The following is a 22,294-nucleotide window of genomic DNA, read 5'->3' on the forward strand; positions in this document are numbered from 1 at the left end:
CGGCCGGGACTCCGGCGGTCGTAGGCGCCGCAGCCTACGTCCGATCCTCGAGCAGCACGCCGTCGATCGAGTAACGGGCCGTGACGAAGGCACCGTTGCGCGACGTCTCCTCCAGTCGCAGGTCGAGCCGACGCGGCAGGAGCGGCCGTCCGGCACCGAGGACCACGGGTGCGATCGAGACGATCACCTCGTCGAGGAGCCCCGCATCGGCGTACTGCCCGGCGAGGTCGCCGCCGCCCACGACCCAGACGTCGAGGTCGCCGGCAGCTGCGGCGAGCTCTGCCTGCAGGTCCCTCACGTCGCCGCGGGCGAACCGGACGTCGGCGCCCTCGGGCACGGCCAGCTCGCGGGTGGTCATCACCCAGGTCGGCTGCGCGTAGGACCAGGCCTCGCCGGTCGCGCCGAGGTGGTCGAGGACCCACTCGTAGGTCGTGGACCCCATCACCAGCGCACCGATGCCGGCGATGAACGCGCCGTAGTTCTGCGGCCCCTCCTCGTCGAGGTCCTGGCGCATCAGCCAGGCCAGCGAGTCGTCGGGGTCGGCGAGGAAGCCGTCGAGGGTGGTCGCCGTGTAGTAGACGGTGCGGGTCATGGAGCCGAGCCTGCCAGTCTCAGCCGACACCGGCCCCGGCGCGCAGCACCTCCGGGCCGAGCCAGCGGCACGCGACGAGGGCGAGCTCGAGGTCGAGCCGCTCCTCGCCGATCGGCTTGCCCCGCGCCTCGATGGCCCGGTCGACGCGGTACTTCACGGTGTTCTTGTGCAGGTGCAGGCGCGCGGCCGTGGCGACATAGCTCTCGCGGTCCTCGACGAAGGCGAGCAGGGTCTCGCGCATCCGGGCCGCGGCATCGGTGTCGTGCGCGAGGTCGCCGAGCGTGCGGGCGACCATCCGCCGCGTGGCGCCCAGGTCGCCGGCGAGCATCGCGGCTGCGCGGACCGAGGGCTCGGCGTAGGAGACGACGGGCGCGTCGAGCTGGCCGAGCTGCACCACCCCGTGAGCGGCTGCGGCGCCGAGGTGGGTCGCCCGGAAGCCCGGCTCCCCGGCCTCGGGCGTGCCGATCGCGACCCGGATCCCGTCCGCGTCGGACGCCAGCACCTCCGCGATCGCAGCCGTGTCGACCTCGGCCGAGCGGCCGATGGGCAGCCAGGCCCACGCCGTGTCGCGGTCGCGGGGCACGAACAGCGGATGGCCGGCAGCGCCGAGCCGCTGACCGAGCCGTGCCAGCAGCCGTTCGGAGTCGGCCAAACCGGTTTCGGCGCCGGCCGTCCACAGCACCAGCCCCAGGTGGTGCTGGCGCAGTCGGTAGCCCAGCGCCGTCTCGGTCGCGGCCAGGTCCAGCCGGTCGCCGCGCACCAGGGCCTCGACGGTCTCGCGCTGCACCGCGCTGCGGTTGGCCAGCCAGCGCTCGCGCTCGGTCTGGTAGGCGCTCATCACGTCCTCGGAGACCGCGTCGACGTACTGGAAGGAGGTCTCGGTGAGCAGGTGACTGGTCTGCAGTGCCAGGGCCGGGTCGGCCACGCGACGAGCGATCTCGTCGTTGGCCCACCGCAGGATCAGCTGCTGCCCGAGCCGGTAGGCCCGGAGCAACGCACTCGGCGGCGTGCCGCGCTGGGCGAGTCGTCGCGCGTATTCGACGGCTGCCGCGGGCGCCTGGATCTCGTCGACCGGCACGTGGCCGTGCAACAGATGAGCCAGGGTCTCGAGGTTGGAGCCGGCGCTGCCGTTGAGCAGGTCGACCAGCGTCGGGTCCCGGGGCAGCTCGGGGATCCGCTCGCCGAATTGCACGACGAGATGGGCGGTCAGCTCGACCCGTCGCTCGGCGAGCAGCGTGGCGACACCGTGGAGCTCGGTCTCGGCTGCGGACACGGGCACGGGCACGCTCCTCTGCGTGGTTTGGGTCGACGAACCAACGGGTGACGGCCGTCACGTCATGGTGCCAGACTGTGGCGCCGCCATGCCTTGGCTCCGCGGCGGCGAATGTCCCCTCGACTTCGTGCTGTCGGACCAAGAACGGCGGCCGTCCCCGGTCCTAGCGTCGACCCATCACCTCCCGAGCCCCGCAGGAGCCCACGATGAGCCTCGACCACCTCCCCTGGCGGCGCCCCGCGTCGTACGACGACCGCCCTTGTGTCCGCGACGAGCGCACCGAGCTGACCTACGCCCAGCTCGGTCGACGGGTCGACGCCGCCGCCGAGCAGCTCGCCGCCCGGGGCGTCGGCCCCGGCTCCGTGGTGGCAGTGATGCTCCCCAACCGGGTCGAGCTGCTGGTGACGATCATGGCCGCGTGGCGCCTCGGCGCCGCGGCGACGCCGATCAACCCGACCTTCACCGCCAGCGAGGCCGACCACCAGATCGGCGACTCCGGCGCCCTCGTCGTCGTCGCCACCGATCCGACGGTCGTCCAGGGCGACATCGTGGTGCTCGGTGTCGACGCCCTCGCCACCACCCCCGCCGGGACCCTGCCGGCCGCGGACACCTCGACCGACGACCTGGCACTGCTCGTCTACACGAGCGGCTCGACCGGTCGTCCCAAGGGCGTCATGCTCGACCACGGCAACATCGACGCGATGATCGCCAGCATGGGCGAGGCGATCGCCATCCGCCCCGACGACCACTGCCTGCTGGTGCTCCCGCTCTTCCACGTCAACGCGATCTGCGTCAGCTGGCTGACGCCGATGTCGGTCGGTGCGCAGCTGACCGTGCTGCAGCGGTTCCACCCGGTGGAGTTCCTCCGCGCGGTCGAGACCTACCGGCCGACGTACTTCTCAGCGGTGCCGACGATCTACTCCCACCTGGTCGCGCTCCCGGTCGATGTCCAGCCCGACGTGAGCTCGGTCCGCTTCGCCATCTGCGGCGCGGCGCCTGCTCCGCCCGAGCTGTTCGCCGCGGTGGAGGCGCGCTTCGGCTTCCCACTGGTGGAGGGCTACGGACTGTCGGAGGGCACCTGCGCGTCGACCTGCAACCCCGTCGACGGCGTCCGCAAGCCCGGCACCGTCGGCCCTGCCCTCCCCGGCCAGCTGGTCGCCATCATGGCGCCGGACGGCAGCCTCGTCCCGAACGGCGAGCGGGGCGAGGTCGTCATCAAGGGCGGCAACGTGATGCGCGGCTACCTCAACCGCCCGGAGGCGACCGCCGAGACGCTCGGCGACGGCTGGCTGCACACCGGCGACGTCGGGATCCTCGACGAGGACGGCTACCTCCGGATCGTCGACCGCATCAAGGACATGATCATCCGGGGTGGGGAGAACATCTATCCCAAGGAGATCGAGAACGTCCTGCACAGCGACCCGTCCGTCCTCGAAGCGGCCGTGGTCGGCGGACCCGACCCCGTCTATGGCGAGGTGGTGGTCGCCTTCGTCTCCGCCGCCCCCGACAGCCCGGCCGCTGCGGTCGACGTCGACGCGCTGCTCGAGCGCTGCCGCGCCGAGCTCACCAAGATCAAGGTCCCGGTCGCCGTTCACGTCCTCGAGGCACTGCCGAAGAACCCCGTCGGCAAGATCGACAAGCCCCACCTCCGCGCGCTCGTCGCCGCGGCCGGTGTCACCACAGGAAAGGGTGTCTGACCATGGGATTCCTCAAGCCCGCTCCCCAGCCGGTCGCCCCGGCCGAATTCGTCCGGCTGCCGCTGAGCGACCGGCTCCGCGTGCTGACGACGAGCTGGGTCGACGACGGCTTCGGCACGCCTCGCGCGCTGACGCTGATCTACATCCTGAAGATGCTGGGCCTCTACTTCGCCGTCGGCCTGGCGATCACTGCGGGCACCACGGAGCACGTCCACTTCACCGAGCCGGGCACGTGGTTCGACTCCATCGTCGTCTACCAGAAGCTCGCCGTGTGGTTGATGCTGCTGGAGGTGATCGGCCTCGGCGGCGCTTTCGGCCCGCTGTGCGGCCACTTCATGCCGTTCCTCGGCAACATCCGCTACTGGCTGCGGCCGGGCACGATCCGGATGGCGCCGTGGGCGAGCCGGGTGCCGGGCACCGCCGGGGACGAGCGCACCTGGTTCGACGTCCTGCTCTACGTCGGGGTCCTGGCCGCGCTCGCCTACCCGTTGCTCGCGCCCGCCGACGCCGTCGAGTCCCTGCCGGCCGGCACCGGCCCGCAGGAGCTGATCCCGCCTGCTGCCTTCGTCCCGATCCTCGTGCTCATGCCGCTGATGGGCCTGCGGGACAAGGTCGTCTTCCTCGCGGCCCGCTCCGAGCAGTACCTGCCGATCATGCTCTTCTCGGCGATCTTCGGTGCGCTCGTCCTGGCCGACGACGCCACGAGCGCCGACTTCATCAATCTGGTCGTGGTCTTCAAGATCGTGATCTGCATCGTGTGGATCGGCGCAGGCTTCTCCAAGCTGGGCCTGCACTTCGAGCACGTGGTGCCGCCGATGGTCTCCAACAGCCCGGGTGTACCCAGCGCCGTGAAGCACGCGCACTACCGGGACGTCGGCAGCGACGACCTGCGCCCCGGCCGGCTCGCCTGGTTCATGGCGCACGTCAACGGCACGACCGTCGAGATCGGCATCCCGCTCGTCCTGCTGTTCACGACCAACCCCACCGTCGCGATGGTCGCCGCCGTAGCGATGCTGATCTTCCACATCTACATCACCTCCACCTTCCCAATGGCTGTCCCGCTGGAGTGGAACGTCTTCTTCGGCTTCATCGCGATCGTGCTGTGGGGCGGCTTCGGCGACGGCTTCGACGCTGACGTCTACAACATCTGGGAGTTCTCCGAGCCGCTGTTGCTGATCCCGGTCTTCGCCCTGCTGATGACGTTCCCGATCCTGGGATCGCTGCGGCCCGACCTCGTCAGCTTCCTGCCGAGCATGCGGCAGTACGCCGGCAACTGGGCCACCGCGATCTGGGCGATGCGGCCCGGCGTCGAGGAGCGGCTCAACGAGATCCGGTGCGTCGAGACCCAGATGGACCAGCTCCAGCGGATGATCGGCATGCCCTACGAGCGCGACGACGCCGAGATGACGCTGCAGAAGGTCAACGGCTGGCGCGCCCTGCACAGCCAGGGCCGCGGCCTCTACTCCGTCCTCTACGAGCACCTCGACGACATCGAGGAACGCGTCGTGCGCGAGGGCGAGTTCATGTCCAACATCCTGCTCGGCTGGAACTTCGGAGACGGCCACCTCAACGACGAGCGCCTCATCGCCGCCGTGCAGAAGCGGCTCAACCTCGCCCCCGGTGACCTCGTCTCCGTCTATGCCGAGTCGCAGGCCACCCCGTGGCGGACCAGCACACCGCAGCACTACCGGGTGATCGACGCCGCCCTCGGTGTCGTCGAGCGCGGCACTTGGGACGTCCGCGACTGCGTCAAGGAGCAGCCGTGGCTCCCCAACGGCCCGATCCCGCTGCAGGTTGGCTGGACCGCCGACGGGTACGGTCGCCAGAGCACCCTGACCAACGGGAAGGACCCTGCGACGTGAGCACCGCAGTCGTGATCGGCAGCGGACCCAACGGCCTCGCCGCAGCCATCCGGCTCGCGCAAGCCGGGTTGAGCGTCACCGTCGTCGAGGGCCACGAGCGCCCCGGCGGCGGGACCCGCAGCGACGACCAGTTGACGGTGCCGGGCGTGCTGCACGACGTGTGCGCCGCCTTCCATCCGACCGGGCTGGCCTCCCCGTTCTTCGCCTCCCTCGGACTGGAGCGGCACGGGCTGCAGTGGCTGCACCCGGAGATCGACCTCGCCCATCCCCTCGACGACGGACGCGCCGGCCTCGCTGCCCGCGACATGGACGTCACGGCGGCCAGCCTGGGCCGCGACGGCGCCCGCTGGCGCCGGATCTTCGAGCCGATGGTGCGCAACTTCGACGACCTGATCGGCGAGGTCTTCCAGCCCGTCGTCCACGCCCCACGGCACCCCGTGACACTGGGCCGCTTCGGGGTGAAGGCGCTCATGCCAGCCACGTGGCAGTCGGCCCGCTTCGGCGACGAGCCCGCGAAGGCACTGTTCATGGGCGTCGCGGCCCACAAGTTCGGGACGCTCACCGGCCCCCTCGGTGCCTCGGTCGGCCTGATGCTCACCGGTGCCGCGCACGCCGTCGGGTGGCCCGTGGCCGCGGGTGGGACGGAGTCGATCACCCGCGCGCTGCTCACCGAGCTGGCGTCGTACGGCGGCACGGTGGTGACCGGCGTCCGGGTCCGCTCGCTCGACGAGCTGCCCGGCCTGGTCGGCAGCCGGCCGGAGGTCGTCATCCTCGACACGGCGCCTGCCGGAGTGCTCGAGATCGTCGGTGATCGCCTGCCGGCCCGGGTCCGTCGGGCCCTCACCCGCTACACCTACGGGCCGGCGGCGTTCAAGGTCGACTTCGCGATCGAGGGCGACATCCCCTGGACCAACCCCGACTGCGCCCGGGCGGGGACCCTGCACCTGGGCGGCACGGCCCGGGAGATGGTCGCGATCGAGGCGGCGACGGCACGCGGCGAGATGCAGGAGCGTCCCTTCGTGCTGCTCGGCCAGCAGTACCTCGTCGATCGCGCCCGCTCCGTCGGTACGACCAACCCGATCTATGCCTACGCGCACGTGCCGGCCGGCTACACCGGCGACGCGACCGACGCCATCATCGGACAGATCGAGCGCTTCGCGCCGGGCTTCCGCGACCGCATCCTCGCGACCTCCACCTGGAGCCCGGCCGACTGGGAGGCGTACAACCCCAACTACGTCGGCGGCGACATCTCCGCCGGCGCCAACACGGCTCGGCAGATCGCCTTCCGCCCGCGCATCGCGGCCAACCCCTACACGCTGGGCGTCGACGGGGTCTACCTCTGCTCGTCCGCGACGCCGCCGGGCGGCGGCGTGCACGGGATGAGCGGCTTCCATGCCGCGGAGACGGCGTTGGCGCGGCTGCGCTGACGCGCGTCCGGCTCCCGACTCCCGGCTCAGCGCTTCGCCTGCGCCCTGTCGCCCATGCCGCGCATCGCGGCCACGGCCTTCAGCCCGACCGCCGGAAGCACGTCACCGGCGCGCACCATGGCGCCACGCCAGCGCGGGACGACGCGGAAGAGCTGGCGCGAGTCGAGCAGCGCCAGGCCCGCGGCCGCCACGTCGCGCTCGTCCAACGGCTTCGGGCCGGCGAACAGCAGGGCGGCACCCGGGTCCTTCTCGACGTCGTGGACCATCGCGGTGGCGACCACGTCGGGGCACAGCGCCCGAACCCGGATGGGCAGGCCGGCGTGGTCGAGGTCGCCCTGCAGGGACGTGGTGAACGAGAGAACCGCGGCCTTCGTGGCGGCGTACAGCGCGAGGCCCGGCACCGGCGTGAGCGCCGAGATCGAGGCGACGTTAAGGATCCGGCCGCCTGACTCCCCCATCGCGCCGACGGCTGCGCGACAGCCGCCCAGGACACCCTTGACGTTGATGTCGACGATCGCGTCGACCTGCTCGTCGGGGTGCTCCCATGCCTCGCCCGCGAAAAGCACGCCGGCGTTGTTGACCCACACCCGCAGGGGTCCGCGGGCCGTGGCGGCCTCGGCGACGGCACGGTGTCCCGCCGCGTCGCGCACGTCGTGCGCCATCGCCCACGCTCCGCGGCCGATCGCGTCGGCGGCGGCCTGCGCGGCCGCGCCGTCGATGTCGGTCAGCAGCACCTCGTGGCCCCGGTCGGCGAGCTGCTCCGCGAGCGCGCGGCCGATGCCCCGGGCCGCGCCTGTCACGACGGCCACTGCGGGAGCGGTCATGGTCGATTCTCCTCTCGTCGCACGACGGCGAGGGCCTCGCCGACGCGGTCCGGGTCGTCGTACGCCACCCAGGTGATGCGGGGGTCGTTCTTCCACCACGCCATCTGGCGGCGGGCGAACCTCCGGGTCGCGATCGCGGTGCGCTCGATCGCCTCCTCCTCGCCCATCTCGCCGGCGAGGACGGCCATGGCCTGCCGGTAGCCGATGGCGGCGGCCGCTGTCCTGCTCTCCGCCAGGCCATCGGCGAGCAGTCGCTCGACCTCGCCGATCAGGCCGGCCTCGAACATCCGCTGCACGCGCAGCCAGATCCGTTGCTCCAGCACGTCGCGCTCGATGGCGACGCCGATCTGGACGGTGCGGGGGTCGACGTACTCCTGCACCGGGAGGCGGGCGCTGAACGGCTGGCCGGTGACCTCGATGACCTCCAGCGCCCGGACCGTACGACGCCCGTTCTCCACCTCGAGCCGGTCGGCCGCGGTGGGGTCCAGCCGGCGGAGCCGGTCGTGCAGCGCCGCAGGGCCCACCTGCGCCAGCTCCTCCTCGAGCCGGGTCCGCACGGTCGCGTCGGTGCCGGGGAAGTCGAACCTGTCGAGGATCGCGCGGTTGTAGAGCGCCGAACCGCCCACCAGGACGGGGCTGCGTCCTCGCCCGCGGATCTCTGCGATCGCGGTGCGTGCCCATCCCTGGAACTGCGCCACCGTCGCCTGGTCGCGCACCTCGCGGGTGTCGAGCAGGTGGTGCGGGATGCCGCGGCGCTCCTCGACGGGCAGCTTCGCCGTGCCGATGTCCATGCCGCGATAGACCTGCATCGCGTCGGTGTTGACGATCTCGCCGTCCAACGCGCCGGCGAGATCGAGCGACAGGGCCGTCTTGCCGCTGGCGGTCGGGCCGACGATCGCGACGACCACCGGAGCCGGACCGGGCGAGGACGGGCAGGACATGGGAGCCAGTCTCCCAAGGGTGTGGCAGGGTGACATCGGCGGCTCAGGTCGGGCCGTGCACATCCATCGCTTTGGGGGTTTCTCGTGGGCTTTCTGGACAACGCCAAGGACAAGCTGAGCGACGCCGTCGACAAGCACGGCGACAAGATCGAGGGCGGCATCGACAAGGCCGCCGATCTCGCCAGTGACAAGACCGGCGGCAAGTACGACGACAAGATCGAGTCCGGCGTCGACAAGGCCAAGGACGCCCTCGACGGGCTCGACGGCAAGGACGACGACATCCAGTGAGCGTGACGGACCCGGCGACCGGGAAGGTGCGCTTCAGCATCGTCCCGGCCGCCTACGTCCTCCTGCTGCGCGAGGGCACAGCAGGGGACGAGGTCCTGCTGCAGCTGCGGCAGGGCACCGGCTACATGGACGACCACTGGGCCTCTGCCGCCGCCGGCCACGTCGAGCGGGGCGAGACCGCCCTCGACGCGGCGCGCCGGGAGGCGCTCGAGGAGATCGGCGTCGCCGACCTCGACCTCGAGTTCGCCACCGCGATGCAGCGCACCGCCCACGACCTGCCGATCGACGAGCGCGTCGACTTCTTCTTCACCGCCCGGTCGTGGCGCGGGGAGCCCCGCATCGTCGAGGCGGCCAAGTGCGCCGAGCTGCGCTGGGTGCCTCTCGACGAGCTGGACACGTTGCCCGGTCCGGTGGTGCCCCACGAGCGGTTCGTGCTCGACGGGCTGCGGCGCCGGGACCTGACCCCGCTGAGCCAGTTCGGGTTCTGACCCGAATCCGATCGCACGGTTGCGAGTGGCCCGCGCGGTTACCGGACCATCATGAGCAACGACCAGCCGACCGCCGATCCCAACGACGACACGGGACAGTCGCTGTCGCCGCAACCCGAGCCGACCGCGGTGCCGCAGGCACCCCCGCCCGGCGGACCCAACGCCGTGCCGGGCGTCGGTGGCGACGGCGCCTACTCCGTCGAGTCCCGCGACCCGGTGCCGCAGCACAACCCGGCCACCGACGAGCTGCCGGAGGAGACCACCGAGCCCGAGGACACGGACACCGCGGCCACCCGCGGCGAGGAGACGCCCGATCCGGAGGACGAGTCGCCCGCCTGAGTGGGCGAACTCGCCACGTCTCGAGACGCTTGCTGCGCAAGCTCCTCGACGAACGGGGGGGGAGGGCTCAGCCGCAGGTCGGGCCGGCCGGCAGTGGCGCCGGGACGCCGACGGACGGCATGCCGAGGCCGACACCCTTCGACGTGGCGCCGCCCCCGCTGGTTGAGCCCGTCGAAACCCGACGCTCCCACGCGTCGCCGGACCGCGTGCGCCGCAGCGCCTTCACGGGACCGTCCGCGACCAGGTGGTGCGGGGCGGCGTAGGTAATCTCGACGGTGACCATGTCGCCGGGGCGGGGCTCGCCGTCGACGCCCGTGAAGTCGGCCTCGAAGTGCACGAGCCGGTTGTCGGGGGCGCGACCGGAGAGCCGCCGGGTCTCGGCGTCCTTGCGGCCCTCGCCCTCGGCGACCATCAGCTCGAGCTCGCGACCGACCAGCTTCTGGTTCTCGGACCAGGTGATCTCGTTGACGAGCTCGACGAGGCGGTCGTAGCGGTGCGTGACGTCGGCCTGGGGGACCTGGTCGTCGAGGGTCGCGGCCGGCGTACCGGGGCGCTTGGAGTACTGGAAGGTGAACGCGCCCGCGAAGCGGGACTCGCGCACCACCTTGAGCGTCTCCTGGAAGTCCTCCTCGGTCTCGCCGGGGAAGCCGACGATGATGTCGGTGGTGATCGCCGCGTCCGGCATGGCGGCGCGCACGCGCTCGATGATGCCGAGGAACTTCTCCTGCCGGTAGGACCGGCGCATGTCCTTGAGGACCTTCGACGAGCCGGACTGCAGCGGCATGTGCAGGCTGGGCATCACGTTGGGGGTCTCGGCCATCGCCTCGATGACGTCGTCGGTGAACTCCGCCGGGTGCGGGCTGGTGAAGCGCACCCGCTCGAGGCCCTCGATCTCGCCACAGGCCCGCAGCAGCTTGGAGAACGCCTGCCGGTCGCCGAACTCCACGCCGTAGGCGTTGACGTTCTGGCCCAGCAGGGTGACCTCGGAGACGCCTTCGGTGACGAGCGCCTCGATCTCGGCGAGGATCTCGCCGGGCCGGCGGTCCTTCTCCTTGCCCCGCAGGCTCGGCACGATGCAGAACGTGCAGGTGTTGTTGCAGCCGACGCTGATCGACACCCAGGCGGCATACGCCGACTCCCGCTTGGTCGGCAACGTCGAGGGGAACACGTCGAGGGACTCGAGGATCTCGACCTGCGCCTCCTCCAGCGCCCGGGCCCGGTCGAGGAGCGCCGGCAGGGAGCCGATGTTGTGGGTGCCGAAGACGACGTCGACCCACGGGGCCTTCTTGACGACGGTGTCGCGGTCCTTCTGCGCCATGCAGCCGCCGACGGCGATCTGCATGCCGGGACGCTTGGCCTTCAGCGGCGCCAGGTGCCCGAGGTTGCCGTAGAGCCGGTTGTCGGCGTTCTCCCGCACCGCGCAGGTGTTGAAGACGACGATGTCCGCGACGTCGGCCTGGTCCTTCGCGTCGGCCTTCTCGTGCCGCACGTAGCCGGCGTCCTCGAGGAGCCCGGAGAGACGCTCGGAGTCGTGGACGTTCATCTGGCAGCCGTAGGTGCGGACCTCGTAGGTGCGCGGCTGCTCGGACGGGGCTGCGGGGGCGACAGGGTGCTCGACGGTGGTGCTCATGACCGGTCAAGGGTACGGCGGCAGGCGGCTCGTCCCGTAACCCTCGGTAGGCTCGCCCCATGACCGAGACCGTCACCCCGGGGTTCGTCGCGCGCAACAACCAGCTGCTCGGCAGCCTGTTGAGCATCGTGGCGCTGCTCGTGGCGGTCGGGCTCGGCGCCGGCATCATGCTCAGCACGAACACCCGCGGCATCTCCGCGATCCTCACCGTGCTGCTGATCGCGGGCGGGACCTTCACCCTCCTGCTGCTGACCATCGGTGCGGCGATGCGTGCCGCGACCGCTCCCGAGCAGTGGCGCGCCGAGGAGGACGACTGGCGCGGCGAGATGGGCCTGGCGCCCCTCACCGACGAGCTGCAGACCGCCTCCGCCTCGACCCAGCGCATCGCCGCCGTGCTCGGCGCCGTCGCGATCGTCCTGGGGCTGGGGCTCAGTGTCGTCCCGGCCATGCTCTGACCCCTCGCTGATCCGCACGCGCAGGTCACGGAACGGTTCCGGTCCGGCCGACACCGCCCGCGGCACTAGCGGCGGCAGCATCGCCGGGGCTAGCGTGCCTTGGCATGACGGCCCCTCTCAGCGAGGACCTACGAGCCCGCGATCTCGTGGAGCTGCGTGGCGTCCAGAAGTGGTACGGCGACCTCCACGTGCTGCAGGACATCGACCTGAGCGTGGCGCAGGGCGAGGTCGTGGTCGTCATCGGACCGTCCGGCTCCGGCAAGTCGACGCTGTGCCGCACCATCAACCGGCTCGAGCCGGTCGACGAGGGCACCATCCTCATCGACGGAGCGCCGCTCCCCCAGGAGGGCAAGGCGCTCGCCCGGCACCGCGCCGACGTCGGGATGGTCTTCCAGAGCTTCAACCTCTTCGCCCACAAGACGATCCTCGACAACGTGACCCTTGGTCCGATCAAGGTCCGCAAGATGGCCAAGGCCGACGCCGAGAAGCGCGCCCACGAGCTCCTCGACCGCGTCGGGGTCGGTCACCAGGCGGCGAAGTATCCCGCCCAGCTCTCCGGCGGCCAGCAGCAGCGCGTCGCCATCGCCCGCTCGCTGGCGATGGACCCCAAGGTCATGCTCTTCGACGAGCCGACCTCCGCGCTCGACCCGGAGATGATCAAGGAGGTCCTCGACGTCATGGTCGACCTCGCCGAGCGCGGGATGACGATGATCGTCGTGACCCACGAGATGGGATTTGCGCGCACCGCGGCCAACCGTGTCGTCTTCATGGCCGACGGACGGATCGTCGAGTCCGCGGACCCCGAGTCGTTCTTCACCAACCCGCAGTCCGACCGGGCCAGGGACTTCCTCGGGAAGATCCTCAAGCACTGATCGAGCACTGATCGAGCACCAACCCGACGCACGTTCGATCCGGACCACCCGGGAAAGAAGGAGAGAGATGCGCACGAAGATGATGGCCGCCACGCTGGCGGCCGGCCTCGCCCTCAGCCTCACCGCTTGCGGCGGGGACGACGACGACGACAAGTTCAAGATCGGCATCAAGGTCGACCAGCCGGGCCTGGGCCTCAAGGAGTCCGACGGCTCCTTCAGCGGGTTCGACGTCGACATGGCCCGCTACATCGCCGAGGGACTGGGCCACGACCTCGACGACGTGGAGTTCGTGGAGGCGGTCTCCGCCAACCGCGAGACGTTCCTCGAGAACGGGACCGTCGACATGATCCTGGCGACGTACTCCATCACCGACGAGCGCAAGGAGAAGGTCGACTTCGCCGGCCCCTACTACGTCGCCGGACAGGACCTGCTGGTCCGCGCCGACGACGACAGCATCACCGGGCCCGAGAGCCTCGACGGCAAGACGCTCTGCTCGGTCACCGGATCGACGTCCGCCCAGCGGGTCAAGGACGAGTACTCCGACAAGGTCCAGCTGCAGGAGTTCGACTCGTACTCCAAGTGCGTGGACGCCCTGCTCGGCGGCCAGATCGACGCGCTGACGACCGACGACATCATCCTGGCCGGCTTCGCCCAGCAGCACCCGGGCGAGCTCAAGGTCGTGGGCAGCCCGTTCTCCGAGGAGAACTACGGCGTCGGCCTGCCGAAGGACTCCGAGGACCGCGACAAGATCAACGACCTCATCGAGGAGGCGTTCGAGGACGGCGCCTGGGAGAAGGCGTTCAACGACAACCTCGGCGACAGTGGCTACCCGCTGCCCGAGACGCCGCCGACCGTCGACCGCTACTGATCCGACCGACCCGGTCCTGACCCGGCCCTGACCACGGAAGGCGGTCCGCAGTGGACGTGATCATCGAGGCGTTCCCCGACATCCTGCAGGCGTTCTGGCTCAACATCCGCCTGGCGCTCTACAGCGGGGTCCTCGCGCTCGTCCTCGGCACGCTGCTGGCCGCCTTCCGGGTCTCCCCCGTGCCCCTGCTGCGACTGATCGGGACCGTGTGGGTCAACACGATCCGCAACACCCCACTGACGCTGGTGATCACGTTCATGCTGTTCGGGCTGAGCTACCAGCTGGGCGTCACGTTCAGCGACACGATCAGCGAGAACGTCTTCTGGCTGGCCGTCGTCGGCCTCGGGGTCTACACCGCGGCGTTCGTCTGCGAGGTGCTGCGGGCCGGCATCAACACCGTCGACGTCGGACAGTCGGAGGCAGCACGCTCACTGGGCTTCACCTTCACCCAGAACCTGCGCCTGGTGATCCTGCCGCAGGCCTTCCGCGCGGTGATCGCCCCGCTCGGCAGCACCTTCATCGCGCTGATCAAGAACACGACGATCGCCGTCGTCATCGGCGTCACCACCGCCGAGGGCATCAACGAGTCGTCGGGCCTGATGCGCACGCTCATCGAATTCAACGGCGACCAGACGATCCTGATCTTCGCGGTGTTCGCGCTCGGGTTCGTGATCATCACCCTCCCGATCGGGCTGCTGACGTCGTGGGCGGCAAAGCGGCTCGGAGGTGTGCGATGAAGTCGGCCTCCGGCTCCGTCCTGTACGACGTCCCGGGCCCACGCGCCCGGGCGCGCAACATGGTGCTCAACGTGATCGGCGCGGTGCTGATCGCGGCCGCCGGCTGGTACGTCTACGACAAGTTCGCCCAGGACCCGAAGGGCCCGCAGACCAGCCAGTGGGACCCCGAGAAGTGGAAGCCCTTCCTCGAGGGCGACACGTGGGACAACTTCCTGCTGCCCGGGATCGAGGGGACGCTGAAGGCGGCCGCCCTCGCGGCGGTGCTGGCGATGGCATTCGGCACGCTCTGCGCCGTGGGGCGGATGTCGACGATCCGGCCGGTCGCGTGGATCGCTGCGGCGGTCATCGAGTTCTTCCGCGCCGTCCCGCTGCTGATCATGATGATCTTCCTGTGGCTGGCGCCGACCAAGCTCTTCGGCGCCGACGCCAACGTGTTCCTGGCCGTCGTGCTCGCGCTGATGTTCTACAACGGCGCCGTGATCGCGGAGGTCATCCGCGCCGGGGTCCAGGCACTGCCCCGCGGCCAACGTGAGGCCGGAGCCGCGATCGGCCTCACCAACGCCCAGGTGATGCGGCTGATCCTGCTGCCGCAGGCACTGCGCGCGATGCTGCCCGCCATCGTCGCCCAGCTCGTCGTGCTCCTGAAGGACAGCGCACTGGGCTACATCATCGGCTACGCCGAGCTGCTGCGGCAGGGCAACAACATCGCCACCAACAACGGCAACCTCGTGCCCGCCCTTCTGGTCATCGCGGCGATCTTCATCGTCATGAACCTGGCGCTGACGGGTCTCGCCAACTGGATCGAGCGACGCACGCGTCGTCGTGGTCGCACCGCCGCGACGGTGGGCCACGCCGACGTCGTACCGCCCGCGGCCGGGACGGGTGCCGCGCTCTGAACGCGGCACCCCGGGCTCACTTCTTGCTGGTCACCCAGAGGTTGATGACGCCCTCGATGACGACCGTGCCGTCGTCGAGCTGACCGCGGACCCGGACCGGCAGGTCACCCTCGGCACCGTCCCACTGCTCCTGGTCGGTCTCGGCGATGCAGGTGATGTCGCCGGTCGCCTTTGCGGTGTAGGAGATCGACATGCCCTTGGGGATCCAGCGCTTGGTGCTGGGGACGGTCGACTCGGCGAGCGCGCCCATCGCCATCTCCAGGCCGTTGCAGAGCGCGATCGCGTGCACGGTGCCGATGTGGTTCTGCACGCTGCGGCGCTTGGCGAAGGTGATCTCCGCGTAGTTGGGCCGCATGTCGACCACGCGCGGGTGGATCGTCGCGAAGTAGGGCGCCTTCTGCGCGAAGGCGAGCGAGAAGACGCGCTTGCCGATCGTGCCGCCGACGACGGGCAGGCCGGTGGTGGTCTTCCAGAGGTTGTGCACCTGAGTCATGGCGCTCAGATTACTCGTGAGTAACAACGTCGGCAACGGCAGGCCGGGGCTCGCGGAGGAACTCCAGGATCCGGGCGTTCACCACGTCGGGACGCTCCAGCTGCAGGAAGTGGCCAGCGGCCTCGATCACGGCGACGCGGCTGCCGGCGGGCAGGCGGTCGCCGATGCGGCCCGCCCACCTCGCGTCGAGACACCCGTCGTCGGCGCCCTGGAGATAGAGCAGCGGCACCTTCGGCTCCGCGACCCAGTCGCGGGCCAGCGGCGCATAGTGGGCGGGCAGGCTGCGGATCCGCGGCTGCGCCCGGTAGTAGCCGATCGCGGCCGACCGGTGCGCTGCGTCCGGCAGCGCGGCGGCCAGGTAGGCGAGATCCGCCATGGCGTCGTACCCCGGCGACCAGCGACGCCACAGGTGCGCGACCAAGCGGTCGAAGGTGCGCTCCGGGACGGCCGGCACCTGGTTGAACAGGGTGTACCAGCTCATCGCGGCCTGGCGCGGCAGGATCCGGGCCCACTGCCAGAGGTCGTCGCGCCGCGGGTTCATCGCAGCGAACGGCGGCACCGCCATGCTGACGATCGCGGCAAAGGGGTTGGCGTCGGAGGCGGCGATGCCGTTGGCGGTGATCGCGCCCCAGTCGTGCCCGACGAGGACCGCCCGCTCGTCGCCGCCGAAGGCGCCGTGGAGGCCGAGCACGTCGTCCATCAGCGCCGGCACGTGGAAGGACCCGTCGGCGGGCAGCGAGCTCGGGGCGTAGCCGCGGGTGAAGGGCGCCACGACGCGATAGCCCTCCGCGGCGAGCGCCGGACCGAGGTGGCGCCAGGTGTGCGCGGTGTCGGGGAAGCCGTGCACCAGGACCGCGAGCGGACGCTCCCGGTCGTCGGCATCGCCCCACACGAGGCTGGCGAGGGTCACCCGGTCGAGAGCAGTGGCGCGCTGATCCACGCCCGCGACCCTAGTGGTCGCGTCGCCGGCTGCCCAACATTGTCTTGACATAAAGATTCTCGACAGGTCCGCTACGCTGGCGGCATGCGGGACGATGTCGACGAGCTGATCGAGGCGTGGGCGCGCGAGCGCAACGACCTGGACCTCGCCCCCGTCGCGGTCTTCAGCCGGATCTCCCGGCTCGCGCACCACGTCGACCGGGCCCGTCGCCAGGCGTTCACCACCCACGACATCGAGTCCTGGGAGTTCGACGTCCTCGCGGCCCTGCGCCGCGCGGGCGACCCCTACGAGCTGTCCCCCGGCCGTCTCCTCAAGGAGACCCTGGTGACCAGCGGCACCATGACCAACCGCGTCGACCGGCTCACCGCCCGCGGCCTCGTGGAGCGCAACCCCGACCCCTCCGACCGCCGCGGCGTCCTGGTCCGGCTCACCCCCGACGGCAAGGACGCCGTCGACGGCGCCTTCGCGGCGCTCCTCGGCGCGGAGCGCGACCTGCTCACCGGCCTGACCGGCGACGACCAGGCCGAGCTGGCCGACCTGCTGCGACGGCTGCTGCTCCCCTTCGCGGACTAGCGTCCCGGCTCCGACCGGGTCAGATGGCGAGCTGCGGTCCCCGGAGCAGGGTGTTCGGAGAGGGCTCCGGCGGCCGGTAGCGCTCGGCCTGCTCGACGTCCACGACGCCGAAGTCGTGCAGCACCTCGATCACGCCACCGCGGAGGCTCCACAGCTCGTTGGCCGTGCCGCGCACGCACGCGACGGTCGCGTCGCGCAGCTGCGACCACTCGGCGTGGATCCCGTCGGACGCGCGGCCGATGGTGGCGGGCCGGCTCATCGAGTGCTTCGGCTCGATGTCCTCGATGGCATAGGCCGTCCGGTCCAGGCTCGTGGTCGCACCCGGGATCGAGACCTCGGCGACATAGCGCAGTCCGCCACGGTCGATGGCGACGACATCGCCTGCGTCCGCCAGCGCCGCCGGGTCACTGCCCGCGCCGGTGATCCGCGACAGGTCGAAGGCCGGCGAGCCCGAGATCAGCGTGGTGGCACGCCCGCTGCGGGTCGCGAGGTCGTCCTCCTGCTCGGTGATCGAGGTGTTGAGGCTGGTCAGCGCCTCGGTCATCAGCGTCCACGACTCGTGCTCGTCGTAGCCGGCGAGGGAGACCTCGATCGGGTTGGGCTCCGCGCCCTCGGGGATCAGCGCGTCGGCCAGCCCGACCGCAGCACCGATCGCGCTGATCGCCGTCGACAGGCCGCCCGTGGCGAAGACGCCGACCGCGGTGATCAGGGCACGCGGGATCGCCAGGTCGATGCTGCCCCCGCCGACCAGGCCCTTCTTGTCCATCACCTCGAAGCAGGCGTCGAACAGGGCCGCCACGTCGGTGCGCGCCTTCTCCAGGATCGACGCCTGCCCGGCGAGGTGCTGGCCGAGCACGCCGGTCGCGGCGAACTCGCCGCGGATCACGTCATCGGTCTTCGTCACCAGCACGTCGTACATCTGGGTGGCGGTGTAGCCCTCCATCGCGCCGATCTTGGCGTCGATGGTCTCGCGGGCGCTGTGCAGGTCGCCGTTGCCCAGCACGGGTACGCCGGAGGCGCCCGGGTCGAGGTCGTCGGCATCGAGGGCCGACGGGTCGAGCAGCGAGTTGGCCTGCGTCCGCAGCGCGTCGACCCGCCATCCCAGCCAGGCCGGGTCCGGCAGCTCGGTCCAGGGCTCCAGGACCTCAGGCACGGTGGCGCGCCAGTCGGCGAAGAGGTCCCGGAAGTAGGTGTCCTCGGTGCGTTCGCCGTTGTTGTAGGTCGTGCCGTCGTTGTCGCACTGCCAGTGCGAGGCGAGGCCGATGATGGTCCAGCCGCCGCTGCCGTTGCGCGTGCCCCAGCCCATGGTCTGCATCCGCCAGTCGATGGCCGCCTCGGCGATGCGGGGGATCAGCGAGCTCAGGTCGTCGTAGCCGGTCATGGTCGACGCACCTACCCGGCGGCGTCAGGCGTCAACCCTCACTCGAGGAGCTCGGCGGCCTCCAGCCACTCCATCTCCGCGGCCTCCTTCTCCTCCTGCAGCGCCGTGAGCTCCGTCCCGAGGGTCGTGAGGCGCTCGGGGTCCGTCGCGTGGGCGATCAGCTGCCCGGTGAGCTCGGCCTCCTGCGCGGACAGCCGCTCGAGGACCTTGTCGAGGCGGGCCACGGTCTTGCGGGCCGAGCGCTCCTCTGCCGAGCCGGACTTGGCCTTGGTGCGGGAAAGCGGGAGACCGTTGTCGCCGGCAGACTCGGATCTCGACGCGCTCGTGCGACCTCGTTCCTCGGTCGCATCGCTTGCTCGATCTTCGCTCCGGTTCGGCGCGAGCTCGTTCCTCGCTCGCACCTCCCTCCGCTCGAGGTACTCATCCACCCCGCGCGGCAGCATCGAGATCCGGCCGTCGCCGAGCAGGGCCCAGACGGAGTCGGTGACGCGCTCGAGGAAGTAGCGGTCGTGGGAGACGACGACCAGGGTGCCCGGCCAACCGTCGAGGAAGTCCTCGAGGACGTTGAGGGTCTCGATGTCGAGGTCGTTGGTGGGCTCGTCGAGCAGCAGCACGTTGGGCTCGGTCAGCAGCAGCCGCAGCAGCTGGAAGCGGCGCCGCTCGCCGCCGGACAGGTCGCCGATGCGGGCCGTGAGCTTGTCGCCGGTGAAGCCGAAGCGCTCCAGCATCGAGGTGGCACTGATGTCACCGTCGACGGTCCGGGTGACCCGGCGGATGCCCTCCACGGTCGCGAGCACGCGCGCCTCGGGGTCCTCGACGTCGATCGCCTGCGTCAGGTGCTGCAGCGCGACGGTGCGACCGTGGCGCACCTTGCCGACCGACGGCGCCGCCTCGCCGCTCAGCAGTGACAGCACCGACGTCTTGCCCGCTCCGTTGACCCCGACCAGGCCCACCCGGTCGCCCGGACCCAGCCGCCAGGTCGCGTGCGAGAGCAGCTCACGGTCACCGCGCACGAAGTCGACGTCCTCGAGGTCGATGACGTCCTTGCCGAGCCGTTGGGCCGCGAAGCGCTGCAGCTCCAGCCGGTCGCGGGGCGGCGGCACGTCCTCGATGAGGGCGGTCGCGGCGTCGATGCGGAATTTCGGCTTGCTCGTCCGCGCCGGCGCACCACGCCGCAGCCACGCCAGCTCCTTGCGGACGAGGTTCTGTCGCCGTACCTCCGAGGCGGCGGCCTGACGCTGCCGCTCGGCCTTCGCCAGAACGAAGGCGGCATAGCCACCGTCGTAGATGTCGACCGCACCGTCGTGGACCTCCCACGTCTGCTGACAGACGGCGTCGAGGAACCAGCGGTCGTGGGTGACGACGACCAGGGCCGAGGGCCGCGCGGCCAGGTGCGCCGCCAGCCAGGCGACTGCCTCGACGTCGAGGTGGTTGGTCGGCTCGTCGAGCACGATCAGGTCGTGGTCGCCCAGCAGCAGCCCCGCGAGCGCGCACCGGCGGCGCTCCCCGCCGGAGAGCCCGTGCACCGCCCGGTCGAGGTCGATGCCGGCGAGCAGGACGTCCACGATCTCGCGCAGCCGCGCGTCGGCGGCCCACTCGTGGTCGGCCATGCCCCGCAGCACCACCTCGCGCACCGTGTGGCTGTCGTCGAAGTCGTCGTGCTGGGCGAGGACGCCGACCAGGAGCCCCCGCTGCCGGGAGACCCGGCCCTCGTCCGGCTCGTCCGCGCCCGTCATGACGCGCAGCAGGGTCGTCTTGCCGTCACCGTTGCGACCGACGATGCCGATCCGCTCCCCCGCACCGATGCCGAGGGACACGTCGGCGAGCAGCGGACGGATGCCGAAGGCCTTCGACACCCGCTCGAGGCTGACCAGATTTCCGGGCAGCCTTCCGGACGCGTTGCCCGTGCGCGGATCAGGCATAGGTCACCACGTGGGCGCCGGCGACCGGACCCGGCGCGAGGGTGCAGCGCACCCCGCGCTGGTTGAGCAGCTCGGCCGCGACCCGGGCGTCCGACACGTTCTCGTGCAGCGCGAGCAGGGTCGGCCCCGAGCCGGACAGCAGCACGCCCTCCGGGGTCGTGGCGCGCAGGTAGGCCTCCACCTCGACCAGGTCCGGGCGCAGGTCCCGCGCCGCCGGCCACAGGTCGTTGGCGAGCAGGTCGCCCACCGCGACGACGTCGCCGTCGGCGAGCGCCTCCAGCATCGGCTCCGGCACCGGCGGGTCGATCGGCGCGTCCGGCTCGATCACGTCGAAGTGGCGATAGACCGCCGGCGTCGACAGGCCCTCGTCCGAGAGCACCACCAGCCACCAGCCGGAGGTCGCGTCCGGCACCGGCGTCACGAGCTGACCGTGGCCGGTGCCGAGCGCCGTCCCACCGACCAGGGCGAACGGCACGTCGCTGCCGAGTGTCCCGGCGATCTGGAGCAGGTCGTCGTCGCTGGTCTGCAGGTCCCAGAGGCGGTCCAGGCCGAGCAGGGTCGCCGCGGCGTCCGCCGAGCCCCCGGCCATGCCGCCCGCGACCGGGATGCCCTTGTCGATGACGATCCGCGCGGCGAGGTCGAGCCCGTGGTGCGCGGTCAGCGCCCGCCCGGCGCGGACGGCGATGTTGTCCTCGTCGAGCGGTACGCCGGCGACGGGCTCCGTCAGCTCGACCGACCAGTCGTCGGCGTCGGTGACGGTGACGTCGTCATAGAGGCCGACGGCCTGATAGATCGTCGCCAACGGGTGCAGGCCATCGGGACGCGGGCGACCGACGCCGAGGTGCAGGTTGACCTTCGCCGGGGCCCGGACGGTGACCGACCACGACGGCGGCAGCTGCGCCGCGGTCACCGGGCCGCCGCCTGCTCGGCGAGGGCGACCGCGATCGCGATGAACTCGTCGATGCCGAGCGCCTCGCCGCGCGTCAGCGGCTCGATGCCGGCCGTCGCGAGTGCGGCCGAGGCGGCCTCCGCGCCGCCCGCCAGCTCGCGCAGGGCGCCCCGCAGCGCCTTGCGACGCTGCGCGAACGCCGCGTCGATCACGGCGAACACCTGCTCGCGGGTGACCCGGTCGGTCGGCGGCGCGTGGTGCGTCCAGGCGACCAGGCCCGAGTCCACGTTGGGCGCGGGCCAGAAGACGTTGCGACCGATGGCGCCGGCGCGTCGTACGTCGGCGAACCAGGCGGCCTTCGCCGACGGCACGCCGTAGGTCTTCGACCCCGGCGGTGCGGCCAGCCGGTCGGCGACCTCCGCCTGCACCATCACCAGGCCGTGCTCGAGCGACGGGAGCAGCGCCATCAGGTGCAGCAGAACCGGCACGGAGACGTTGTAGGGCAGGTTGGCGACCAGGGCCCGCGGCGGCGGCCCCGGCACCTCGGTCACCGCGAGCGCGTCGGCGAGGACCACACGGAACCGATCGACGTGGCCCGGCGCGAAGGTCGCGATGGTCTGCGGCAGCTCGGCAGCGAGGAGCGGGTCGACCTCGATCGCGGTGACATCCGCGCCCGTCTCGAGCAGCGCGAGCGTCAGCGACCCCAGGCCGGGCCCGACCTCGAGGACGCTCTCGCCCGCGACGACGCCGGACTCCCGGACGATGCGCCGCACCGTGTTGGGGTCGATGACGAAGTTCTGGCCGCGCTGCTTGGTCGGTCTCAGGTCCAGCCGCGCCGCGAGGGCCCGGACCTCAGCCGGACCGAGCAGTCGCGGCGCGGAGGTCTCGGTCATGGACCTCAGCCTAG

Annotated in this window: 23 protein-coding genes; 12 read left to right on the forward strand and 11 right to left on the reverse strand. The window is 71.3% G+C overall.

The genetic code is table 11. From position 1 onward, the window contains the following. Positions 1–34 precede the first annotated feature (34 nt). Complete coding sequence (locus E9934_RS08300; RefSeq protein ID WP_136562415.1) at positions 35–592, reverse strand: dihydrofolate reductase family protein; 558 nt, start codon at positions 590–592, stop codon at positions 35–37. A 19-nt stretch (positions 593–611) separates the two neighbouring features. After that, positions 612–1,871 (reverse strand): PucR family transcriptional regulator, encoded by a 1,260-nt coding sequence (locus tag E9934_RS08305; RefSeq protein ID WP_202977241.1) that lies wholly within the window; start codon positions 1,869–1,871, stop codon positions 612–614. Between the two features lie 200 nt (positions 1,872–2,071). On the opposite strand from E9934_RS08305, the gene E9934_RS08310 reads away from it, so the two are divergent. Genes E9934_RS08310 through E9934_RS08320 form a run of 3 tightly spaced genes read left to right on the forward strand, consistent with a single transcriptional unit; the run spans position 2,072 to position 6,851 of the window. After that, complete coding sequence (locus tag E9934_RS08310; protein WP_136562416.1) at positions 2,072–3,562, forward strand: class I adenylate-forming enzyme family protein; 1,491 nt, start codon at positions 2,072–2,074, stop codon at positions 3,560–3,562. A 2-nt stretch (positions 3,563–3,564) separates the two neighbouring features. Next, the gene (locus tag E9934_RS08315; protein ID WP_136562417.1) at positions 3,565–5,424 is read left to right on the forward strand and encodes a DUF3556 domain-containing protein; all 1,860 of its coding nucleotides are present in this window, start codon (positions 3,565–3,567) and stop codon (positions 5,422–5,424) included. Then, positions 5,421–6,851, forward strand: a complete 1,431-nt coding sequence (locus E9934_RS08320) for a phytoene desaturase family protein (protein WP_136562418.1) — start codon at positions 5,421–5,423, stop codon at positions 6,849–6,851. Before E9934_RS08315 ends, E9934_RS08320 begins: the two co-directional genes overlap by 4 nt. Before the next feature lie 26 nt (positions 6,852–6,877). Here the strand turns inward: E9934_RS08320 and E9934_RS08325 are convergent, their stop codons facing one another. Next, positions 6,878–7,675: an SDR family NAD(P)-dependent oxidoreductase gene (locus E9934_RS08325; protein WP_136562419.1), complete on the reverse strand. Its 798-nt coding sequence runs from the start codon at positions 7,673–7,675 to the stop codon at positions 6,878–6,880. After that, a complete protein-coding gene (gene miaA / locus E9934_RS08330; protein ID WP_136562420.1) occupies positions 7,672–8,616 on the reverse strand; it encodes a tRNA (adenosine(37)-N6)-dimethylallyltransferase MiaA in 945 nt (314 codons plus the stop codon). Before miaA ends, E9934_RS08325 begins: the two co-directional genes overlap by 4 nt. An 84-nt stretch (positions 8,617–8,700) precedes the next feature. Between miaA and E9934_RS08335 the strand changes: the two genes are divergently transcribed. The 3 genes from E9934_RS08335 to E9934_RS08345 are packed head-to-tail and all read left to right on the forward strand — an operon-like array spanning position 8,701 to position 9,731. After that, positions 8,701–8,904, forward strand: coding sequence for an antitoxin (locus tag E9934_RS08335; protein WP_136562421.1), 204 nt, complete (start codon positions 8,701–8,703; stop codon positions 8,902–8,904). Positions 8,905–8,906: 2 nt separating this feature from the next. Continuing rightward, the gene (locus tag E9934_RS08340; RefSeq protein ID WP_238694843.1) at positions 8,907–9,392 is read left to right on the forward strand and encodes an NUDIX domain-containing protein; all 486 of its coding nucleotides are present in this window, start codon (positions 8,907–8,909) and stop codon (positions 9,390–9,392) included. A gap of 51 nt (positions 9,393–9,443) precedes the next feature. Continuing rightward, the gene (locus tag E9934_RS08345) at positions 9,444–9,731 is read left to right on the forward strand and encodes a hypothetical protein (protein ID WP_136562422.1); all 288 of its coding nucleotides are present in this window, start codon (positions 9,444–9,446) and stop codon (positions 9,729–9,731) included. Positions 9,732–9,798: 67 nt separating this feature from the next. Here the strand turns inward: E9934_RS08345 and miaB are convergent, their stop codons facing one another. Continuing rightward, positions 9,799–11,361, reverse strand: coding sequence for a tRNA (N6-isopentenyl adenosine(37)-C2)-methylthiotransferase MiaB (gene miaB, locus E9934_RS08350; protein ID WP_136562423.1), 1,563 nt, complete (start codon positions 11,359–11,361; stop codon positions 9,799–9,801). Positions 11,362–11,420: 59 nt separating this feature from the next. On the opposite strand from miaB, the gene E9934_RS08355 reads away from it, so the two are divergent. From E9934_RS08355 to E9934_RS08375, 5 genes are all read left to right on the forward strand, one after another. After that, positions 11,421–11,816 carry a hypothetical protein gene (locus E9934_RS08355; RefSeq protein WP_136562424.1) on the forward strand — a complete coding sequence of 132 codons (396 nt, stop codon included), beginning with the start codon at positions 11,421–11,423 and terminating at the stop codon, positions 11,814–11,816. Positions 11,817–11,920: 104 nt separating this feature from the next. Next, positions 11,921–12,688 (forward strand): amino acid ABC transporter ATP-binding protein, encoded by a 768-nt coding sequence (locus E9934_RS08360; protein ID WP_136562425.1) that lies wholly within the window; start codon positions 11,921–11,923, stop codon positions 12,686–12,688. A 67-nt stretch (positions 12,689–12,755) separates the two neighbouring features. After that, positions 12,756–13,556: a glutamate ABC transporter substrate-binding protein gene (locus E9934_RS08365; RefSeq protein ID WP_136562426.1), complete on the forward strand. Its 801-nt coding sequence runs from the start codon at positions 12,756–12,758 to the stop codon at positions 13,554–13,556. 50 nt (positions 13,557–13,606) lie between these two features. Then, positions 13,607–14,293, forward strand: a complete 687-nt coding sequence (locus E9934_RS08370; protein WP_136562427.1) for an amino acid ABC transporter permease — start codon at positions 13,607–13,609, stop codon at positions 14,291–14,293. Next, a complete protein-coding gene (locus E9934_RS08375) occupies positions 14,290–15,189 on the forward strand; it encodes an amino acid ABC transporter permease (protein WP_136562428.1) in 900 nt (299 codons plus the stop codon). The genes E9934_RS08370 and E9934_RS08375 overlap by 4 nt, the downstream gene beginning before the upstream one ends. Before the next feature lie 16 nt (positions 15,190–15,205). Here E9934_RS08375 and E9934_RS08380 read toward each other — a convergent pair whose 3' ends face one another. Both E9934_RS08380 and E9934_RS08385 read right to left on the reverse strand, forming a co-directional pair. Further along, positions 15,206–15,682 carry a hotdog fold domain-containing protein gene (locus tag E9934_RS08380; RefSeq protein ID WP_136562429.1) on the reverse strand — a complete coding sequence of 159 codons (477 nt, stop codon included), beginning with the start codon at positions 15,680–15,682 and terminating at the stop codon, positions 15,206–15,208. Between the two features lie 10 nt (positions 15,683–15,692). Further along, positions 15,693–16,622: an alpha/beta fold hydrolase gene (locus E9934_RS08385; RefSeq protein ID WP_202977242.1), complete on the reverse strand. Its 930-nt coding sequence runs from the start codon at positions 16,620–16,622 to the stop codon at positions 15,693–15,695. Between the two features lie 84 nt (positions 16,623–16,706). Here E9934_RS08385 and E9934_RS08390 point away from each other — a divergent pair, with 84 nt between their 5' ends. Then, positions 16,707–17,195, forward strand: a complete 489-nt coding sequence (locus tag E9934_RS08390; RefSeq protein WP_136562431.1) for a MarR family winged helix-turn-helix transcriptional regulator — start codon at positions 16,707–16,709, stop codon at positions 17,193–17,195. Between the two features lie 19 nt (positions 17,196–17,214). Here E9934_RS08390 and E9934_RS08395 read toward each other — a convergent pair whose 3' ends face one another. The 4 genes from E9934_RS08395 to rsmA are packed head-to-tail and all read right to left on the reverse strand — an operon-like array spanning position 17,215 to position 22,280. Beyond that, positions 17,215–18,576 (reverse strand): hypothetical protein, encoded by a 1,362-nt coding sequence (locus E9934_RS08395; protein WP_136562432.1) that lies wholly within the window; start codon positions 18,574–18,576, stop codon positions 17,215–17,217. A gap of 38 nt (positions 18,577–18,614) precedes the next feature. Beyond that, positions 18,615–20,498 (reverse strand): ABC-F family ATP-binding cassette domain-containing protein, encoded by a 1,884-nt coding sequence (locus E9934_RS08400; protein WP_136562433.1) that lies wholly within the window; start codon positions 20,496–20,498, stop codon positions 18,615–18,617. Further along, on the reverse strand, positions 20,491–21,408 hold the full coding sequence (locus E9934_RS08405) for a 4-(cytidine 5'-diphospho)-2-C-methyl-D-erythritol kinase (protein WP_238694844.1): 918 nt from the start codon (positions 21,406–21,408) through the stop codon (positions 20,491–20,493). The genes E9934_RS08400 and E9934_RS08405 overlap by 8 nt, the downstream gene beginning before the upstream one ends. After that, complete coding sequence (gene rsmA, locus E9934_RS08410; protein WP_136562434.1) at positions 21,405–22,280, reverse strand: 16S rRNA (adenine(1518)-N(6)/adenine(1519)-N(6))-dimethyltransferase RsmA; 876 nt, start codon at positions 22,278–22,280, stop codon at positions 21,405–21,407. The genes E9934_RS08405 and rsmA overlap by 4 nt, the downstream gene beginning before the upstream one ends. Positions 22,281–22,294: the final 14 nt, after the last annotated feature.

This window comes from Nocardioides caeni (assembly GCF_004912195.1).
Classification (GTDB): domain Bacteria; phylum Actinomycetota; class Actinomycetes; order Propionibacteriales; family Nocardioidaceae; genus Nocardioides; species Nocardioides caeni.

Excerpts from the sequence above, each read along its gene's own strand:
- E9934_RS08300 (WP_136562415.1), bottom strand. The coding sequence starts at position 592 with ATGACCCGCACCGTCTACTACACGGCGACCACCCTCGACGGCTTCCTC.
- E9934_RS08310 (WP_136562416.1), top strand. The coding sequence starts at position 2,072 with ATGAGCCTCGACCACCTCCCCTGGCGGCGCCCCGCGTCGTACGACGAC.
- E9934_RS08315 (WP_136562417.1), top strand. The coding sequence starts at position 3,565 with ATGGGATTCCTCAAGCCCGCTCCCCAGCCGGTCGCCCCGGCCGAATTC.
- E9934_RS08325 (WP_136562419.1), bottom strand. The coding sequence starts at position 7,675 with ATGACCGCTCCCGCAGTGGCCGTCGTGACAGGCGCGGCCCGGGGCATC.
- miaA (WP_136562420.1), bottom strand. The coding sequence starts at position 8,616 with ATGTCCTGCCCGTCCTCGCCCGGTCCGGCTCCGGTGGTCGTCGCGATC.
- E9934_RS08345 (WP_136562422.1), top strand. The coding sequence starts at position 9,444 with ATGAGCAACGACCAGCCGACCGCCGATCCCAACGACGACACGGGACAG.
- miaB (WP_136562423.1), bottom strand. The coding sequence starts at position 11,361 with ATGAGCACCACCGTCGAGCACCCTGTCGCCCCCGCAGCCCCGTCCGAG.
- E9934_RS08355 (WP_136562424.1), top strand. The coding sequence starts at position 11,421 with ATGACCGAGACCGTCACCCCGGGGTTCGTCGCGCGCAACAACCAGCTG.
- E9934_RS08360 (WP_136562425.1), top strand. The coding sequence starts at position 11,921 with ATGACGGCCCCTCTCAGCGAGGACCTACGAGCCCGCGATCTCGTGGAG.
- E9934_RS08365 (WP_136562426.1), top strand. The coding sequence starts at position 12,756 with ATGCGCACGAAGATGATGGCCGCCACGCTGGCGGCCGGCCTCGCCCTC.
- E9934_RS08375 (WP_136562428.1), top strand. The coding sequence starts at position 14,290 with ATGAAGTCGGCCTCCGGCTCCGTCCTGTACGACGTCCCGGGCCCACGC.
- E9934_RS08380 (WP_136562429.1), bottom strand. The coding sequence starts at position 15,682 with ATGACTCAGGTGCACAACCTCTGGAAGACCACCACCGGCCTGCCCGTC.
- E9934_RS08390 (WP_136562431.1), top strand. The coding sequence starts at position 16,707 with ATGCGGGACGATGTCGACGAGCTGATCGAGGCGTGGGCGCGCGAGCGC.
- E9934_RS08395 (WP_136562432.1), bottom strand. The coding sequence starts at position 18,576 with ATGACCGGCTACGACGACCTGAGCTCGCTGATCCCCCGCATCGCCGAG.
- E9934_RS08400 (WP_136562433.1), bottom strand. The coding sequence starts at position 20,498 with ATGCCTGATCCGCGCACGGGCAACGCGTCCGGAAGGCTGCCCGGAAAT.
- rsmA (WP_136562434.1), bottom strand. The coding sequence starts at position 22,280 with ATGACCGAGACCTCCGCGCCGCGACTGCTCGGTCCGGCTGAGGTCCGG.